The sequence below is a fragment of the Bdellovibrio bacteriovorus genome (assembly GCF_048286975.1).
Classification (GTDB): domain Bacteria; phylum Bdellovibrionota; class Bdellovibrionia; order Bdellovibrionales; family Bdellovibrionaceae; genus Bdellovibrio; species Bdellovibrio bacteriovorus_H.
In genome coordinates this window covers 67639-85043 of sequence record NZ_JBLVRT010000007.1, presented here as the reverse complement: position 1 = coordinate 85043, position 17405 = coordinate 67639, and the positions used below count along the sequence as shown (strand labels likewise).

Sequence of the window (17405 nt, the reverse complement as noted above, 5' to 3'; positions counted from 1 at the left end):
GGTAACCCCTCTTATTATTTATTTTCAGTGTAATCAGCTGACGAAGCATCGTCAGGAATCAATTCGTCACGGGAAGCCGCCCATTCATTCAGCGCAATGGCGTAATCACCCATGGCGCGCATGTATTGAACTTCCGAGTCGAAATAGTTGTTCATTGCCGTGATCAGGATCGAGATGTCCGTACGACCCTGATTGTAGGAACGGTTCAGTTCCTGAGAGGCTTTTTCACGATAGCCTTTCTGTTTTTCCGCGCTCAGCACCACCGCATAAGTGGACTGCACTTTGCGCTGGGCCTGGATTTCCAGATCTTCAGCTTCCAGCAACTGGCGGCTGAGGCGGGTGGATTCCAGATCTTTGGAAAGCTTCTTGTTGATGATCTGCTCATTCTGGATGTCAGAGCCGAAGTTGTACTGGAATCTCAGGCCCATGTAGTACTTCGGACGGGTGCCAGAGACGACATCAGAATAAGCATCGTTCGCATTTTCATCCACACCGGTGGTGTACACACGGCCCACGAAGTTCAGCGTCGGATAGCTCAGGGATTCGGCCGCGGTCAGGGATTCCTGAGCCGCTTCCACCTTCAGCTTCTGTGAACGGATGGTGCGCAGATCCTCCACTTTTTTAAGTGGCAGCTTTGGAACCGCCGGGATATTGCCCGGGATTTGGAAGCGGACCTCAGTGCCGGGTTCCAAAGAAAGCAACGTCACCAGATTTTCCAGATTGTCCAGATACTCGGTCGAGGACGTTTTTACTTTTTGTTCGCGGGTTTCAAATTCAGCCTGAACCTGTGGCAAGTCCCCTGGATTGGAATAACCCAAAGAGGTTTTGCGTTTCACCGCATCGACCAGTTTTTTGTAACGGTCACGGGAAGCCACGGACTCTTTGAAGTTTTCCTGTGCAACATAAGTGTTCCAGAACTGACGGATCGCCTCAAGCACGACGTCTTCCAGTTCGTTGGCGCGGTTGATGCTTTCCGCCTGATAAGTCAGTTCGGCCGCATTCACGGTGCCACGGTCAGCAACGCCGAAGAAGTTCCCCAAAAGGGCTTGTTCCAGCAACAATCCTGCGCTGTCCAGAGTCTGCTCACCCGGAGGTGGATTCGTCACCACACTGTCAAACTCAACTTGCTGGGAAAGGCGGCTCAATTCAATCCCCAGCGTGGTCCCGGTGGTGAAAGGTTTTTTCAAACCCACGGTGGTGCGATAGCGTTCGTATTTTGCTTCCACCGGTGTGGAGTTGGAAAGAAGACCCGCGGACTTGTCGTACTCAAAACCAGTTTCGGCATTCAAAACCCAGTCATAGGCGGATAGCGCCAGGGCCGGAGTCAGGCGGAACTGCTGGTACTTCAAATTGACTTCCTTGGTTTTAAGGCCTTGCTTCAAAACCAGTTCAGCCACGTCTTTTTGAGTCAGCGTGATCTCTTTCTTTGCAGGAGCCTGCTGCGCATACGCTCCCTGGATGGTTGTGGTACTGAGAAGTGCAAGAAGGATTTTTACCATGTTACTTTTGTTCCTAGCTCAAAGTTGTCTTTTTGAAGTGCGATTTCATTGTTGTCTTTAAGAGTTCTTTGGGACCATTCAGTGAATACAGACCATTTTTTATTCAGCATCACATCAACTCCATAGTTCATGGATTCGTAAGCGCTGGATTTGCTGAAAGTCGCAAAGTCGTTGGAGCTGCTTTGGGTGTAGCTGATGTTTCCGAATTGCGGGGATACGTTCAAAGAAAGCCACGGCAGGCGTTCCCAGCCCATGCTGATCACGGGACCGGCGCTGAACATGATGGTGTTCAAACGTGCGTCGTCGATTTCATAACCGGAATCCAGTTTCACGGAAGCGGCTTGGGACGCGAATCCGCCTTTGGCGCGAAGGCCCAGTTTCCACAACAGGGCTTTGGTTTGCAGAGCCGGGCTCATCACACCCAGTTCCAGACCCGGCATCACAGTTGCGCCGTTTTTGCTCAAGTCAAAAGAACCGGAGCCATCTTTGGTGGCGATGCCTTCCGGCTGGAAGCTTTGTACAGAGAAGCCGGCGAAATATTTCCAGCTGCGTGTGATGATTTCCGGGCGGGGATCTTTCAAAGTCAGCATGCCGGACACTTGAGCGTCGGTGGCGCTTTGTTTTGCAAGGCCGTCGTATTTGGCTTCAGCAACTGCCATGTCTCGCAAGCTTTGAGCGTTGCAGATCGCAGAAGAGAAAATAACGGCTATAAGAAATCCCCATTTCATAGTGCACTCCCCGAATAAATGTGCGTCAGGAATAGTCCGAGGGGTGGGGGCTGTCAACCTCTGCCCGTGGTCCTTCGGGGACCTTTATAAAACCTTTAATATCAAGGCTTTATGAGCCGCTGTGTTGATAGGAATCCTAATGACTAATGGGGGTGGATTGCCTAGAGTGTTCCGGTCTTTAGAGGGGTATGTATGAGGCTGTCGGATATTTCTATTAAGAATCCTGTATTTGCGTGGATGCTGATGTTTGGTCTGATGATTTTCGGACTGATTTCGTTTTCCCGTATGGGCGTCAGCCAGATGCCGGATGTCGATTTTCCAACTGTGACAGTGAGCGTCAGTCTTCAGGGGGCGGCTCCAGAAGTCATGGAAACTCAGGTCGTGGATCCGATTGAATCCTCGCTCATGACTGTTGAGGGGATTGAATCCATCAAATCCAGCAGTAAAACCGGCAGCGCCAGTATCACGGTGGAGTTTGACCTGGATCGCAATATCGATCTGGCGGTTCAGGATGTGCAGGCGAAAATCTCGGGCATTCAAAGAATGCTTCCGGATGATGTGGATCCTCCGTCCATTTCAAAAACCAATCCCGACGACCAGCCGATTCTTTGGCTGGCACTGACCTATGATAAGGAAGATCCGGAATTCCTGATGCGCTATGCGCGTGACTATCTGAAAGACCGCTTCACAACGGTGGAGGGTGTCGGCGATATCTTCCTGGGTGGTTACACCGATCCGGTGATGCGTGTGCATGTGCGCCCGAAAGATCTGCTTCGTTATAATATTTCAGTCAATGACGTGGTCGATGCCATTCGCAACGAGCATTCCGAGCTTCCGGGTGGTTACATCCAGACCGACAAAAAAACTTTCAACGTGCGCACCATGGGTGAGGCGAAAACCGAAGAGGAATTCCGTGACATCGTGATCAGTCGTCGTGCGGGTGTCACTGTCGCGGATCCGACCAATATGGTTAAAATCCGCCAGGTGGCTGACGCCAGCATGGGTCTGGACAAGATTGAGCGCATGTCCCGTTTCAACGGAAAAACCGCTTTGGGTCTGGGGATCCGTAAACAGCGTGGCACCAATGCCGTGTCAGTCGCGCGCGCGGTGAAAGAGCAAATCACGGTCATTCAGAAAACCCTGCCTCCGGGAATGAACCTTCAGGTGAACTTTGACAGTACCAAGTTCATCGAACAATCCGTGGGCGAGCTGAACCATCACTTGGTTCTTGCGGTTATCTTTACGTCATTGGTGTGCTGGATGTTCCTGGGCAGCTGGTCGGCGACCTTCAACGTCCTGTTGTCGATTCCGACGTCGTTGCTGGGGGCCTTCATCGGTCTTTATTTCCTGGGTTACACGCTGAACACGTTCACGCTGTTGGGTCTGACCCTGGCAATCGGTATCGTCGTGGATGATGCCATCATGGTTCTGGAAAATATCTTCCGGTACAATGAAAACGGGCGGGGACGTATCGAGTCCGCGATCCTTGGGGCGCGCGAGATCTCGTTTGCTGCGATGGCCGCCACTGCGGCCGTGATTGCGATCTTCCTGCCGGTGGCCTTCATGAAGGGTATCATCGGGAAGTTCTTCATGCAGTTCGGGGTGACGATCTCTATCGCCGTGTTCCTGTCGCTGGTGGAGTCTTTGACGATCACACCAATGCGTTGTGCGGGCTTCGTTCACCACGGTGAACGAAAAACCAAACTGGGCAAGGGCTTTGAAGCCCTGATGGAAAACACGCGCATTGGCTACGACCGTTGGCTGCGTGTGAGCTTGCAGCACCCATGGAAGGTGTTGATCGGTTCTTTGGTGTTTGTGGCGGTTTCCTTTATTTCTATTAAGTTCCTGAATAAGGAAATGAGTCCGGCCCAGGATCAGAGCATCTTTATGGCCCGCTTGATTATGCCGGTGGGAACGTCCCTGCAGTACACGGACCAGCAAACCAAAAAAGCGGAAGCGTGGCTGTTGTCCCGTCCGGAAATCAAACAGGTTTATGCGGCCTTGGGTGGTTTTGGCGGCGGTGTTTCTGATGCCAACGTCACGATGATGTTTATCACCATGAAAGAAAAAAACGAGCGCGGCAAGGATCCTGAAACCGGGAAAGTTCTGTCCCAGCAGGAATTCATGCAAGTGGCCCGTAAGAATCTTTCCAAGATTGAAGATATGCGTCCGGTCCTGATGGATTTGTCGCAGCAGGGTTTCTCGGGTGGCCGTGGGTATCCGATCGAATTCACGATCCTGGGTTCAGACTGGGATAAACTTGCGAAGTACACCGAAGACATGATGAAGGCCATGAACGACAGCGGTCTGATGGTCGACGTGGATTCCAACTATCTGCTGGGTATGCCAGAGATTCAAGTTCAGCCGGATCGTTTGTCAGCGGCTCAGCACGGGGTCAGCATTGCCTCTATCGGTTCCACGGTCAGTGCGTTGATTGGTGGGGTGAAAGCCGGTGAATATCCTCAAGGCGGACACCGTTACGACATCAAGCTAAAACTTGTGGATCAGGGTGATCCGATGGGCGAGATCAAAACTTTGTTCGTCGGCAACAGCCGTGGAAATCTGATTCCATTGCCAAGAGTGACTAAAGAAGTTCAGACGTCGAGCTTGCAGTCGATCTCTCGTTCCAACCGTCAGCGTGCGATCACGGTGACAGCGAATATGAAGCCGGGTGTGTCTCAGCAGGCGGCCATGGCCTATATCGAAGACGCGGCGAAAAAGATGCTGGAGCCGGGTTACATGATCGATCAGGGCGGAAGCTCGAAGACCTTTAAAGAATCCTTCCAGAGCTTGATCTTTGCTTTGGTGATGGGTCTGGTGATCGCCTACATGGTTCTGGCCAGCCAGTTCAATTCCTTTATCGATCCGGTGACGATCCTGATGGCGTTGCCATTCAGTTTCAGCGGGGCGTTCTTTGCACTTCTGATCACGGGTCAGTCTTTGAACATGTTCTCGATGATCGGTTTGCTGCTGTTGATGGGTATCGTGAAAAAGAATTCGATCTTGCTGATTGAATTCACCAACACAGTCCGTGATCGCGGGACCAGCAAGGCTTTGGATGCGCTGATTGAAGCGTGTCCGACGCGTCTTCGTCCGATCCTGATGACGTCCGTGGCTACCGTGGCGGCGGCAATTCCATCGGCAACGGCGCGCGGGGCAGGTTCCGAGACCATGCGTCCGATGGCAATCTGTCTTATCGGTGGGGTTGTGGTTTCCACTGCGCTGACCTTGTTCGTTGTTCCGGCGGTGTACCTGCTGATGGATAAGTTCAAGAAGCGTGACGAGGTTCGCGAAAAAACCAAACAGGCCTTCGCCGCGGTTGGCGAGGAAGGCCTGGAGGCCTAAAAGGAAAAAGCCCGGTGGCATGGCCCCTGGGCTTTTTTTATTTCCGGCATTGTTCTTTCAAGCGTTGTGCGCCAGGGCCTTTTTTCCCGTAACGATCCTCCGGGTTTCTTAACGGACAGTCTTTCAGTGACATACAGCCACACCCGATGCAGCTGGCAAGTTGTGATTGCAGAAGCTGCAGCAATTTGATGCGCTCTTCAAGATCATCATTCCATTTCTTTGTTAGCCGCTTCCATTCCGTCGCCGTCGGGGCGTGATCCTGTGGCAGCGATGACAGGTGATCTTTGATTTGCTCCAGACTCATTCCCAGATGCTGGGAGATCTTAATTATTGAAATCAGACGTAAAACCGAGCGGTCATAGCGGCGCTGATTGCCGTTGTTGCGATGACTTTTAATCAGCCCTTTGGATTCATAGAAATGCAATGTCGGAACCGAGATGCCGCTGCGGGCGGCGACTTCGCCAATGGAAAGTGTGGTGGTGAAGGTAGTGGTTTTGTTTTTTGCAGCCATTTTTGTTTTGACCTCAAGTTAACTTGAGGTTGTAGCATCAGCTAAAAATCAGGCAAGCAATTTAATCGGGCCGCTTACGCCCAAAGGAGATTTCGTGAACTATTTTACCTATAAGATGATCCATCTGATCAGTCTGACCCTGATGTTTGTAAGTTTTGGTTTCATGCTGGTGGCGGTGGCGATTGGGGAGCCGGCGCAGAAATTCAGAAAATTCAGCTATGCTCTGCACGGAGTTTCCTGGCTGGCGCTTTTTGCCAGCGCCTATGGGCTGGTGGAGACTCTGGGTATGGGGGCGAATTTTCCGAACTGGGGCCGGGCTAAAACCGCGATCTGGGTGATGCTGGGGATCTGGGCGTTTATTGTGCGCAAGAAACCACAATGGACTTTCACCAATATGGCCGTGCTTTCAGTGTTGGGAAGTGCTGCAATCTGGCTGGCGGTTGCCAAGCCTATGTTCTAACGGCTCCACATCACCGCACGCATCGACAGGGAGCCCATTTCAAACCCTTCGTAAGGATAAGAAATGCGGTCTTCCTCGGTGCTGGCGCCAAACGCATACAGCAAGGGCAGATAGTGCTCCGGTGTGGGAACGCTTAAGGTGGCGCTTTCACCCAGGGCTTCATAGTCGGTCAGAGTTTTGGTGTCGCGTGCTTCTAGGGCGGCCTTGATTTGGCCGTCGAACTCTTCGGCCCACGGGAAGCTGCCGTCTTTGTTTTTCCATTGAATCAATCTTAGGTTGTGAACGATGTTGCCACTGGCAACGATCAGAACACCTTTGTCACGCAAAGGACGCAGCAGTTTTCCCAGCTCCAGATGTTGTTGGTTTGTTTTTGTCACATCCAGGCTGACTTGATAAGTGGGAATATCTGCGTGTGGGTACATGTGCGCCAGAACAGACCACGTGCCGTGATCCAAACCCCATTTGTCATAGAGCTCAGACTTTGGCAGCAGTCGTTGGGTTTCGTGGGCGATGCTCAGTGGGCCTCGCGCCGGGTATTGCATATCAAACAGGGCTTTGGGGAATCCGTAGAAATCATGAATCGTGGGAGGGTCGGGATGGTAAAGAACCTTCGTTCCTTCTGTCTCCCAGTGAGCAGAGACAGAAAGAACGGCCTGTGGTTTTGGCAAAGCTTTGCCCAGTCTGTTGAGGCTCTCCGTGAAGGCATTCTTGTCCAGAGCATTCATCGGAGAACCGTGACCAATAAAAAGCACAGGCATCGTAGACATATTAACCTTTCTTAGGAGCCGGTTTGCCAGCCTGGATTTTGAGGATCAAAGTCACCTCATCACCCACAACCGGACCTGCTTCCACAACACTGCTCCAGTTCAGACCGAAATCCTTGCGGTTGATCTTGCCAGTCGCAGTGAATGCCACTTTGTTGTTGCCGTAGGCGTCGTTCACATCACCCAGGTATTTGGCATCCAAAGTCACTTCTTTAGTTTTACCCTTCAAGGTCAAATCGCCAACAATTTTCAGATTGTCCGGTGTGCCAGTAATCTTTTTTGTGACAAAGGTCATTTTAGGATTTTTGGCCACATCGAAGAAGTCCGGGCTTTTCAAGTGATCGTCGCGGTCTTTGTTTTCGGTGCTGATGCTGGCCACTTCGATATTCAATTTGGCTTTGGACTTTTCAAGTTTTGCGTCCACGTCCAAAGTTCCATCAAATTGAGCAAAACGACCTTCCACCGTGGAAATGACCAAGTGAGGAATTTCAAACCCAATTTTAGAGTGGGCCGGGTCGATGTTGTAAGAACCCGCCGGGATGGATTTTGCAAATGAGGACATACCAGCCAAGGTAACCAGGGAACCAAGAATAAGTGTTTTCATGTGAATTTCTCCTTTTATGTTGTTTCAACGGAATTAGTATCGTGCGTTTTTGATTATTGCGAAAGGTGACATATTCGGAATATACTGTTGCGTATATGGAACAATTAGATCTCAATCAGATACGCACATTCGTCAAACTTGTTCAGAGTGGCAGCTTCACCAAGGCGGCCGAGGTATTGAAGCAACCCAAGTCCCGCGTCAGCCGCAGGCTGTCAGCGCTGGAGAAAGATCTGGGCGTGCAGCTGATTTACCGCACGACACGTCAGTTCCAACTGACCGAGATGGGGCGCATCTATTACGAGCGCGCTCGCGGTCTGATTGAAGGACTTGAGACTCTCACCGGCGAGGTCAGTGAATCCACGGCCGAAATCTCGGGTGTGATCAGGGTCACGGCTTCTGATGATATGGGGGTTAAACAGCTTCCTCTGATTGTGGATGAATTCACCAGGCAGTATCCACGTGTGCGCTTTGATCTGTATCTGACTCAAGCGTATGTGGATCTGGTAAAAGAATCAGTCGACGTGGGGATTCGTATCGGAAACTTGAAAGACAGCTCCCTGCGCGCACGCAAGATCGGCACTGTCAGAAACTTGTTGGTGGCGTCCCCGGGCTTTTTGGAGCGCTACCGTGTGGGGGAAGATCTGACCAAGCTTGCAGCAGCACCTTTCCTGGGACTGACTCAGCAACCGAAGCTTGAAGTGGTGCGATCTTCTGATGGAAAACGTCTGACCTTGAAAACCAACCCCATCGTCACGGCCAACAATCCGGAAATGCTTTTGAATCTGGCCCGTCTGGGAAAAGGCTATGCTTTTGTGCCCGAGTTTTTATGCAAGGATGAATTGCGTGACGGCCGCCTGGTTCAGATTCATAAAAATCTGCGCGGGGATGAAGTCTCGGTAAGTCTGGTATCGCCCGACACGAAAGAAACGTCCCAGAAGGTGAAGCGCTTCATGGACTTTGCTTACAAACGTTTGAAGGAAGTGTATTTCGCTTAAGACAGGACGCTCAAAAGCATCTTGTAAAGACCCGAGTATTCAAAGCGCAGAAGAGCCCAGATAGTCGCACACCACATGGTCGCCAAAAGCCCCATCACCACCAGCTGGGGCAGATTGGCGAAGCTGACCGAGCTGCGCGGGCGGTTCAGCATGTCATCAATCTGACCGCGGTCCTGGCTTTCTTTGAATTTGCGGGCCAGGCCTTGGGCAAGCACGATTCTTTGCTGCATTTCAAGCTTATAGAAGTGGACTCCCACGAGCATGCGGGAATCAGAAATGTTTTCAAGTCGCGTGACGATTCCATAACATGCCATCTGGCGTGAGCCGGGTGGAGTGAACTGAATTTTCACGACTTCGCCCAAAAGCGGGCACAGATCATCCGGAGCAGTGAAGGCCAAGCCCGTCAAAGAGACGTTTTTGATTTCGGTGCCTTCTTCCCAAGGGACTTGCTTCGGGCCCGCGACGCGAACCAGGCTGTCGTCCTCAGTATTGAGAATGTAGCGTGGTGATCGGCCGTGATAGCGAGCAAGACTTGTCATAGTCTACTTTTCGGCCCTTTGCCGGTCTTTCTGAAGCAAAAGGGCTGTCTCGAATTGAGAAATTTCAGCCCGGGAAGTGTTTCCAGCCCTTGAACTCTTTAATCTCTTCATGATGATCCGGATGAGTCACAAAGACGCGAGGATCTTCTGTGAATTGTCCAATCATCTTCCATTCCGGGAAGTATTCGTAGTCCTCGGGGTGGATTGCCATGAGAAGTTCGTAATCCTCGCCACCCCAAAGAACAAAGTCCTGTGGATTCAAGTGCAGATCCACGGCAAGGCTTTCACTGTCTGGGTGCAAGGGAAGATTCTCAGCAAAAAGATGAAAACCGCCATTCGGTGGTCGCAACTGCAGGGCATCGTTCACCAGGCCGTCACTGCAGTCCATCAGGGCATGAATGCGGGTGTGCTGTTTTTGCAGACCGGCCACAAGATCCAGGCGCGGCTTCGGGCGCAGATGCCTTTCTTTGGCGTCATCAAAGCCGGAAAGTTTTTTCTGTAAAGCGGTCATGCCAGTGAAAGACAATCCCAAAGGTCCACTGCACAAAAGCAGGTCGCCGGGCTTTGCACCTTTGCGGGTCAGCGGGTTTTCGCAAGACCCGTGCACACTGACATCCACCACCAATCGGTCCGGGGATGCTGCCAGATCACCACCAGCGACTTGCATGTGGAAATCATCAGCCAAACTGGTCATGCCTTTATAGAAATCGTCAAGCCAAGATTCATTTAGTTTTTTCGGCAGGGCCAGGGATACCTGCGCAAAATGGGGAAGTGCTCCCATGGCGGCGATGTCGCTCAAATTCACCGCGAGTGACTTATATCCCAGATCAAAGGCGCTGAAATAGTCGAGGTCGAAGTGAACTCCCTCTACCATCATGTCCTGGCAGATCACTGAATAGCCCGGATAATTCTTAAAAACGAAGGCGTCGTCACCCAGCGGTACTTTGGTGTGATCATTTTGACGCTGGACCCGATAACGGATGCGCTCAATGAGTGACCATTCTTTTGGAGTATTTTGCATGTCGTTGTTCCTGGTAAGACATTGCTAAAGAAGTCGCTTTATTGTGAAATAAGAGAGTTAGGAGTCAAGGAGGATTCTTTTGAACACGCCCAAAGCGGCTTCGCCGAAACGCACATCGAAAAAGAAATCTACACGCAAGCCGAAGGTTGTCGAACATCCTCTGTCATCTGAAAGTCTTTTCTCCAGCCGGGAGATCGGCTGGCTGAATTTCAACAGACGAGTGTTGGCTGAAGCCGAGGACGCGCGCAATCCTTTGTTGGAGCGTGTAAAATTCTTAAGCATCTCCGGATCCAATCTGGATGAATTCTTTATGAAACGGGTTGGCGGTCTGAAGCGTCACATGGCCTATGGGGTTTCCGCCAAATCATCTGACGGTAAAACCCCGATGGCACAATTGCAGGAAATCCGTCAGTTCGTGATCCCGATGATTCAGGATCAGGCGCATGCCTATAACAAAGTGCTAAAGCCGGCTCTGGAAAAAGAAGGCATTCATCTGCTTTCCTGGAAAGACCTTACTGACAAAGAAAAAGACAGTGTCAAAAAGTACTATAACCGCAACGTCTTTCCGGTGCTGACGCCGCTGTCGGTGGATCCTGGACATCCATTCCCGTTCATCTCGAATCTGTCGATTTCTTTGGGTGTGACCCTGAAGCATCCGGGGAATGAGGAAAAACTGTTTGCCCGCGTGAAAATTCCGAAAGTTCTGCCGCAGTGGATTCGCACTGACGCTGAAAGCAAGGACTATCGTTTCATCAGTCTTTTGGATGTGATCAAAGAAAATCTGGCGGATCTGTTCCCGGCCATGCAGGTGCTGGGAGTGATGCCGTTCCGACTGACTCGTAATGCCGATTCGGACCAGGATCAAGAGGATGCGGAAGACTTGCTGGAGGCCATTGAGGAAGAACTGCGCCAGCGCCGTTTTGCCGAAGTGGTGCGCCTGGAGCACGGGCCGCATCCGGATCCGTGGATGCTGAAGTTCCTGATGGAGGAACTGGAGCTGATTGAGGAGGACATTTATGAGACCTCCAGTCTTTTGGATTTCACTGACTTGGGTGTGATTTCGGATGTAAATCTGCCGAAATTGAAATTTGATCCCTACACTCCGGTGGTGGCGCCGGCATTTGCCGAAGACGGGCACGGGATGTTTAACGCCATTAAGATGGCGGACCAGCTGGTGCATCATCCCTATGAAAGCTTTGCGGCTTCAGTGGAAAAGTTCATTCGGGTGGCCAGTGAAGATCCCAAGGTGCTGGCGATCAAGATGACTTTGTACCGCACCGGTGATAACAGCCCCTTTATTCGCTCACTGATTCGTGCGGCTGAACAGGGCAAGCAGGTCGTGTGTCTGGTGGAACTGAAGGCGCGCTTCGATGAAGAGCGCAATATCTATTGGGCCACTGAACTTGAAAATGCCGGCGTGCATGTGGTTTATGGCGTTGTTGGTTTGAAGACTCACGCCAAGACCGCGCTGGTGGTTCGTCAGGAGCAAGAGGGCTTGCGCTGTTACTGCCATATCGGGACGGGAAATTACAACGTGGCGACTTCGCGATTCTATACGGATCTGGGGCTTTTGACGGCGCGTGAAGAAATCACCAATGATGTGGTGGAGTTTTTCCATTATCTGACGGGTAGATCTTTAAAGAGCAATTATCAGAATCTGCTGATTGCGCCCGTGAATATGTTCTCGCGCTTTAAGTCCATGATCGAACGCGAGGCCGAACACGCCAAAGCGGGTCGTCCGGCGCAGATCATTGCCAAATTCAATAACTTCGAAGAAAACGACATTGCTGTGGCCCTGTACGCGGCTTCGCAAAAAGGGGTTGATATCGAGATGATTGTGCGGGGCTTCTGCTGTCTTCGCCCTGGGGTCCCGGGTATGAGCGAGCGCATCCGTGTGACCTCGATCATCGGTCGTTTCCTGGAGCACTCACGCATTTTCTATTTCCGCAACGGGGAAAAGGACCCGGTGGACGGGGAGTTCTATTTGGGCTCTGCTGACTGGATGTACCGCAATCTGCACGCTCGGGTCGAAGCCATCGTGCCGATCTTGGATCGTTCCTTAAAAGAGAAGTGTTGGGAAATCCTGAGTTTGTGTGTGAAAGAGCAACGCCAGTCCTGGGAAATGAAGTCCGATGGGACTTATGTACGTCAGAACTCGCAGGATGTCGGTTTGCATCAAACCCTGATGCAAATTGCGAAAGCCCGGGTTACATTTGTGGATGAAAATACCAGTTCATCCACCAGTTCAATTTCGGAGTAGTGCCTAAGTGGAATTGATCATTATCCGTCACGCAGTGGCGGAAGACAAAGAAGAGTTCGCAAAAAAGGGCCAGGAGGACTACCTGCGCCCGCTGACCCTGAAGGGTCGCAAGCGCATGCAGAAGGTCTGCGTAAACCTGCGTGATTATGTGAAGGAAATCGACCTGATTGTTTCAAGTCCGCTGACCCGTGCGCGGCAGACGGCCGAAATCATTTCCCAGATTTACTATGAAACCAAAGTGGTCGAAGCACCCGAACTGGTGCCGCACAGTCCTCCGCAGGCGTTCTTGAAATGGCTGCGTGTGCAGGGGCGCAATTACAAACGCATCGCCGTTGTCGGCCATGAGCCGCACTTGAGCGTTTTTGCCAGTTATATGCTGTCTTTGAAGGCCGAGAGTTTTATTGATCTTAAGAAAAGCGGCATTATCGGACTTGAGCTGGAGTCTTTTTCGTCAGCCGAAGCGGGCCGAGCACAGCTTTTGTACTCGATCCCGCCCAAATTCCTTGCTGATTAAGGTGTGAATTTCAGGGACTTGAAGAACGCTTCAGAAGAATCCGCAGCATCATTCGAGTCATGCTGGATCGTGATAGCGACGATTTCAAAGTCACTGACGTTTCTGTCCGGGAAGGCTTTTTTCAGGTCTTCCATCAGGTTGCGCTTATAGTTCTGAGCTTTACCCAACATGTCCTGGTTGTTCAACAGAAGCTGTTTCGCCTCTGGCAAAGTCGCCACCACGATGTTTTTGTTGGAATACCAGTTTTCGTACACGGAACCAGCCTGACGAACTTCACCGTTCACTTCATCACCCCAGTAGTAACCAAACAAGATCACCTTGTCGTTCTTAGGGTCCACCAAAGTGCGGTCGCCGTTGGCTTTGCCATCACGGATTGTGAACCAAACCTGGAAGGCAGAGTCATCTTTGCCGGTTTTACCTTTCACCGGGTCTGCGCCTTTAACGCCTTTGGTAACGGCCAGTTTCAGATCCATCGTTGAGAATTCCGCCGGAGAGAATCTGTACGCCATCGTTGTCAGACGGATGGAGTTGTTTTTACTTCTCATGGCAGCCCAGTCTTTTTCACCGTTAAATTCAGCAGTGATGTAACCGGAATCCTTGTTGTCATCCATGCCACCCGGAGTGCGGGATTCATAGTTGAACTGGTGATCCATGCGGAAGTGGACCATGTTCTGGTGGTGGTACTCGATGTTGATGCCTTCAGGCATGTTGGACTTGGTTGCAGGTGATACCTTCACGCCAGCCATGACATCTGGAAGCTTCGCCACATCCAGAACTGCATACGGATCGTAACGCAGCTGGGACTGTGGCAGTTTCGTTTTTACTTCATAGCTGTCCGCTGGATCCACGATCGCTGGCAGTGCCTGGCGGTTCAGCTCGTAAGAGTTTCCGTATGGCAGGAAGTCCACCAGATTGTCGTGGCCCAGGTGCATAACCTTGGCAACGCCCGGCTTGCTCAAAGAGAAGTAAGCGCGGTTCTTGATCGGAGTCGCATTTGCCGCAGACAGGATCACGCGGGAGTTCCATTCAAGGTTGGCATTATCATCAGTGATGTTGGCTTCAGCCAGCGCCGTCACCAGACCTTTCATGAAAGCTTTTTGGTTGAAGCGGGAAGACAAAATACCAGCCAGGTGATCGGCTTTGATTGTGCCCATGTCCACAGCCTTCAGGCGCGCCGGGAACTTGGAGGAAGACACTGTCACAACTCCGTCGTTGTTTTCATCGAACTGACCGATGATTTTTGTGGCTTTCATGAAGATGTGGGAATCTTCAGGGTCACTTTCAAAGGTCACAGAGAAGTAACGAGTCAGACCGATCAAAGATCTTTCGTTCTTTCTCCAGAAAGAATCCATTGCAGTAGGGGAAATGGACTTGGACGCGGTTTTTTCAGTCTGGCAGATCTCCGGACCTTGGTTTTCAGACAGGGCGGAAACCAGGGCAAACGGAACGTCGGTCGTGTTCAGGATGCTGGAACCATGCAATGGAGCCGCGACAGACACAAAGCCTTTTACGTATGTGGACACGAAGCTAGGATTTTTAATAAAAGCATGAAGTGTATCCACCGCACCTTTAGAATAGCCCAGGAACACATAGCGAGGAGCCTTGTGGCCACGCTGCAAGCGCATTTTATAGTCGTCACGGATGTAGTTCATGATGATGTCGGCGTTCAGGTCGCTCGCGCAAGTGCTTTCCACTGGCGGCTGGATCACACGCAGGCCCAGATCGTCCTGCAGGGCATTCAGACCCAAAGAGAAGATCTCTTTGTCAAAGATGCTGTTGTAGATGCCTGGAACATACACCAAGGTCACGTCTTCCAGCTTGGAGTTGTAGATCTTCGTCAGTGGTGTTGGATAGATGCGGTCTTCAAGGTCTGCTTCCTTGATGGTTTCTTTCAGCAGTTGTTCCGCCGCACTCGTTTTGGTTGCTTGTTTCACGTCAGTCAGTTTCGCGAAAGAAGCTGCCAGGGATTCTTTGGTGGAAACCCAGTTTTTCGCAAAGACCATGTCGCGTGTTTCTGGCAGGAATGGTTTTTCCTGAACCACGATGGATTTTTCCAGCAGGTATGGAAGCTGGTACATTTTCATGACGGCGCGTTTGGCTGGCAGCACGAATTTCGCGATGTCACCCATGATACCGCCGGAAGTCAGGTCGGTGGTTTTCAGATCCAGGTTTGCGGTTTTGGTATCCTGAAGGATGCCGACTTTGGCTTTTACTTTTTCAATGCGTGGATCGTTCATCAGGTTTTCAACTGAACCTGCAGTCAGAACCGCATCCGTCACCGCACCGATGTCTTCTGGGCTGATCATGGTGTTGACGTCGAACTTGGAGATATCAAAGTTCATCGGGCTCATAGAGCTGGAGCCTGGTTTTTGGAACGGATCGAACTTGAAGGCATCCATGAAGCTCTTGATTTCAGAAACCAGGAAGTAAGGACGCGTGTCAGACACGAATCGGGTCAGGTGCTGGAAGATGCGTTTTTGGGAAAGATCTTTGGCTTGAGTCTCAACACCACGGCGGGAGTTGATGTTGACCTCCTGCAGGGCTTCGCGGCCGGATTTTTCATGGCGGGCAGCGGTGTTGCCGAACAGTTCTTTGGCTTCGATACCGAAGAATGGAAGGATGTCTTTGGAGCGTATCTGGCCAGGGATGATGCGTTTGGTGGAAGCAACCAGGCCGAAGCTGGAAGCTGCCGTCAAAGAGCCGTGAGTGCGGTACATTTTAGTGAAGCCACCCAGAGCGGATTTGATGTAGTGACCGTCTTTCAGGGTCAGGATGAAATCCGGGAAGTCAAAATTGCGCTCAGAAGCCGACTCGATCAGACGGAAGATAGAGTCAGGATATTTAGTAAGGGCTGTGATTTTTAAAAGCTGATCGGCTTTCATACCTTTGGGAGCGGCCTTGGTGGAGTGATACTCCTTGGGAAGGCCCAACGGATTTCCCATCTCCGGATAGTAGTAATACAAGCCATTCTTCTTATCAAATTGGACCTTCGCCCCTCCTGTGGAGGTTTCTACGGTCATTAGAGTGTCAGAGGCGTTGTTGCGGTTGATGTAGACCGCCATGTCGAACCAGTTTGCTTTCTTAAACTCTTCGATCAGGCGAGGCATTTGTTTGCGGTCTTTCAGGTAGACAGGACCCCAGGTGCCCAATGCCATCAAAGGCACGGCCACGTCTTTGGGGTCTTTTAATTGTTGAACGTTGTTGAGGCCGGCACGGGAGATAACTTCGCCGATATCGACACCCATGAGTTCCATTTCAGCGGTGCCTTCCTGAAAACGGCCGATGTTGCCGTGGTCGGACACCAGAACAACTTCAAAGTCTTCACCTTTGTCTTTGAAGTTTTTGATCAGACGTTTGATTTCTGAATCCAGGATTTTCATGACCGGGAAGAGGCGGTCTTTTTGAGTGTGGGCGGTAGAGTCAATTGCGCCGATATATCCTGTCAGGACCGGCTTTGATTTCGCTGCGGAAAGCTCATCCACAACAGTTTTGATTTCAAGTTTTGGAACCTCTTCTGTGGGGAAGTACATAAGAGCTTCGACATATGGATTAAAGAAGGATTCGAAGGCCCCCATGTAGTACTTTGGGGAAGCCAAACGACGGTAGTAGTCGCGGGGATCGCCCTGAATTGACTGGGAGGACTCATCGAAATAGGTAGCTTCAACAGATTTAATACGTCCGGCAGCTCCAAATATGTCGGAGGTGTGCGTGACGGTGGCCCAGGACAAGTCAGTCATAGATGGAAAAGGAGCGACGTGTGCTCCGAAGCTTGAGAATTCTTTGAAGAGTCCCTGCTTTTGGGCTGTGGCAAAAGCGTTGTAGCTAAGACCGTCGACTGCGAGGAAAATCGTTTTGGATTTTTTCTGAGCAGCAGGTCGGGCCACGGTCTTGATGTCGCTGGCTTTTAGTGGAATGTCGAAGGCATGGGCTGTAGTGGAGCCAAAAGCAATGATCGTGGAGATAAAGCTCATTGCCAGAACATTCTTATAAGACTTTGCGGACTTCATAGGAACCCCTTTAAAAAGTTGTCTCACTATGAATAAAGGCAAGAGCGGTGCCAAAGAAGCTTCGCCATCTGAATTAAGACGGACTTAAAACCGAATACGTTCAAACCGCTGTCTCACTCCGGGACCAGTGACATTTCACTCACCACACTGTCAGTTTT

Annotated in this window: 13 protein-coding genes; 5 read left to right on the top strand and 8 right to left on the bottom strand. The window is 51.1% G+C overall.

From position 1 onward, the window contains the following. Nucleotides 1-14: 14 nt before the first annotated feature. Nucleotides 15-1499, bottom strand: coding sequence for a TolC family protein (locus tag ACNQKP_RS16755; protein WP_417866225.1), 1485 nt, complete (start codon nt 1497-1499; stop codon nt 15-17). Then, nucleotides 1493-2227 carry a hypothetical protein gene (locus ACNQKP_RS16750; protein ID WP_417866223.1) on the bottom strand — a complete coding sequence of 245 codons (735 nt, stop codon included), beginning with the start codon at nt 2225-2227 and terminating at the stop codon, nt 1493-1495. The genes ACNQKP_RS16755 and ACNQKP_RS16750 overlap by 7 nt, the downstream gene beginning before the upstream one ends. Nucleotides 2228-2419: 192 nt before the next feature. On the opposite strand from ACNQKP_RS16750, the gene ACNQKP_RS16745 reads away from it, so the two are divergent. Next, entirely contained in the window at nt 2420-5572 is a 3153-nt protein-coding gene (locus ACNQKP_RS16745; RefSeq protein WP_417866221.1) for an efflux RND transporter permease subunit, read from the top strand. A gap of 37 nt (nt 5573-5609) precedes the next feature. Here ACNQKP_RS16745 and soxR read toward each other — a convergent pair whose 3' ends face one another. Continuing rightward, the gene (soxR, locus tag ACNQKP_RS16740) at nt 5610-6083 is read right to left on the bottom strand and encodes a redox-sensitive transcriptional activator SoxR (protein ID WP_417866219.1); all 474 of its coding nucleotides are present in this window, start codon (nt 6081-6083) and stop codon (nt 5610-5612) included. A 94-nt stretch (nt 6084-6177) separates the two neighbouring features. Here soxR and ACNQKP_RS16735 point away from each other — a divergent pair, with 94 nt between their 5' ends. Then, nucleotides 6178-6543, top strand: coding sequence for a hypothetical protein (locus ACNQKP_RS16735; RefSeq protein WP_038450983.1), 366 nt, complete (start codon nt 6178-6180; stop codon nt 6541-6543). On the opposite strand, the gene ygiD is transcribed toward ACNQKP_RS16735, so the two are convergent. Together ygiD and ACNQKP_RS16725 are read right to left on the bottom strand one after the other, a co-directional pair. Continuing rightward, nucleotides 6540-7310 (bottom strand): 4,5-DOPA dioxygenase extradiol, encoded by a 771-nt coding sequence (ygiD, locus tag ACNQKP_RS16730; protein ID WP_417866216.1) that lies wholly within the window; start codon nt 7308-7310, stop codon nt 6540-6542. The two genes, ACNQKP_RS16735 and ygiD, sit on opposite strands and share 4 nt — an antisense overlap. A gap of 1 nt (nt 7311) precedes the next feature. Next, entirely contained in the window at nt 7312-7911 is a 600-nt protein-coding gene (locus ACNQKP_RS16725) for a YceI family protein (RefSeq protein WP_417866214.1), read from the bottom strand. Nucleotides 7912-8006: 95 nt separating this feature from the next. On the opposite strand from ACNQKP_RS16725, the gene ACNQKP_RS16720 reads away from it, so the two are divergent. After that, a complete protein-coding gene (locus ACNQKP_RS16720; RefSeq protein WP_417866212.1) occupies nt 8007-8906 on the top strand; it encodes a LysR family transcriptional regulator in 900 nt (299 codons plus the stop codon). On the opposite strand, the gene ACNQKP_RS16715 is transcribed toward ACNQKP_RS16720, so the two are convergent. Both ACNQKP_RS16715 and thiL read right to left on the bottom strand, forming a co-directional pair. Continuing rightward, nucleotides 8903-9445: a PilZ domain-containing protein gene (locus ACNQKP_RS16715; protein WP_417866210.1), complete on the bottom strand. Its 543-nt coding sequence runs from the start codon at nt 9443-9445 to the stop codon at nt 8903-8905. The two genes, ACNQKP_RS16720 and ACNQKP_RS16715, sit on opposite strands and share 4 nt — an antisense overlap. Before the next feature lie 64 nt (nt 9446-9509). Continuing rightward, nucleotides 9510-10466 (bottom strand): thiamine-phosphate kinase, encoded by a 957-nt coding sequence (gene thiL / locus ACNQKP_RS16710; RefSeq protein WP_417866208.1) that lies wholly within the window; start codon nt 10464-10466, stop codon nt 9510-9512. 79 nt (nt 10467-10545) lie between these two features. On the opposite strand from thiL, the gene ppk1 reads away from it, so the two are divergent. Beyond that, entirely contained in the window at nt 10546-12726 is a 2181-nt protein-coding gene (gene ppk1, locus ACNQKP_RS16705) for a polyphosphate kinase 1 (RefSeq protein WP_417866206.1), read from the top strand. 7 nt (nt 12727-12733) lie between these two features. After that, a complete protein-coding gene (locus tag ACNQKP_RS16700; protein ID WP_011163546.1) occupies nt 12734-13240 on the top strand; it encodes a SixA phosphatase family protein in 507 nt (168 codons plus the stop codon). On the opposite strand, the gene ACNQKP_RS16695 is transcribed toward ACNQKP_RS16700, so the two are convergent. Then, complete coding sequence (locus ACNQKP_RS16695) at nt 13237-17247, bottom strand: hypothetical protein (protein ID WP_417866204.1); 4011 nt, start codon at nt 17245-17247, stop codon at nt 13237-13239. The genes ACNQKP_RS16700 and ACNQKP_RS16695 overlap by 4 nt on opposite strands. Between the last annotated feature and the right edge of the window lie 158 nt (nt 17248-17405).

Bases quoted from the DNA above. Each gene is read 5' to 3' on its own strand.
- ACNQKP_RS16755 (WP_417866225.1), bottom strand. From the start codon at position 1,499: ATGGTAAAAATCCTTCTTGCACTTCTCAGTACCACAACCATCCAGGGA.
- ACNQKP_RS16750 (WP_417866223.1), bottom strand. From the start codon at position 2,227: ATGAAATGGGGATTTCTTATAGCCGTTATTTTCTCTTCTGCGATCTGC.
- ACNQKP_RS16745 (WP_417866221.1), top strand. From the start codon at position 2,420: ATGAGGCTGTCGGATATTTCTATTAAGAATCCTGTATTTGCGTGGATG.
- soxR (WP_417866219.1), bottom strand. From the start codon at position 6,083: ATGGCTGCAAAAAACAAAACCACTACCTTCACCACCACACTTTCCATT.
- ygiD (WP_417866216.1), bottom strand. From the start codon at position 7,310: ATGTCTACGATGCCTGTGCTTTTTATTGGTCACGGTTCTCCGATGAAT.
- ACNQKP_RS16725 (WP_417866214.1), bottom strand. From the start codon at position 7,911: ATGAAAACACTTATTCTTGGTTCCCTGGTTACCTTGGCTGGTATGTCC.
- ACNQKP_RS16720 (WP_417866212.1), top strand. From the start codon at position 8,007: ATGGAACAATTAGATCTCAATCAGATACGCACATTCGTCAAACTTGTT.
- ACNQKP_RS16715 (WP_417866210.1), bottom strand. From the start codon at position 9,445: ATGACAAGTCTTGCTCGCTATCACGGCCGATCACCACGCTACATTCTC.
- thiL (WP_417866208.1), bottom strand. From the start codon at position 10,466: ATGCAAAATACTCCAAAAGAATGGTCACTCATTGAGCGCATCCGTTAT.
- ACNQKP_RS16695 (WP_417866204.1), bottom strand. From the start codon at position 17,247: ATGAAGTCCGCAAAGTCTTATAAGAATGTTCTGGCAATGAGCTTTATC.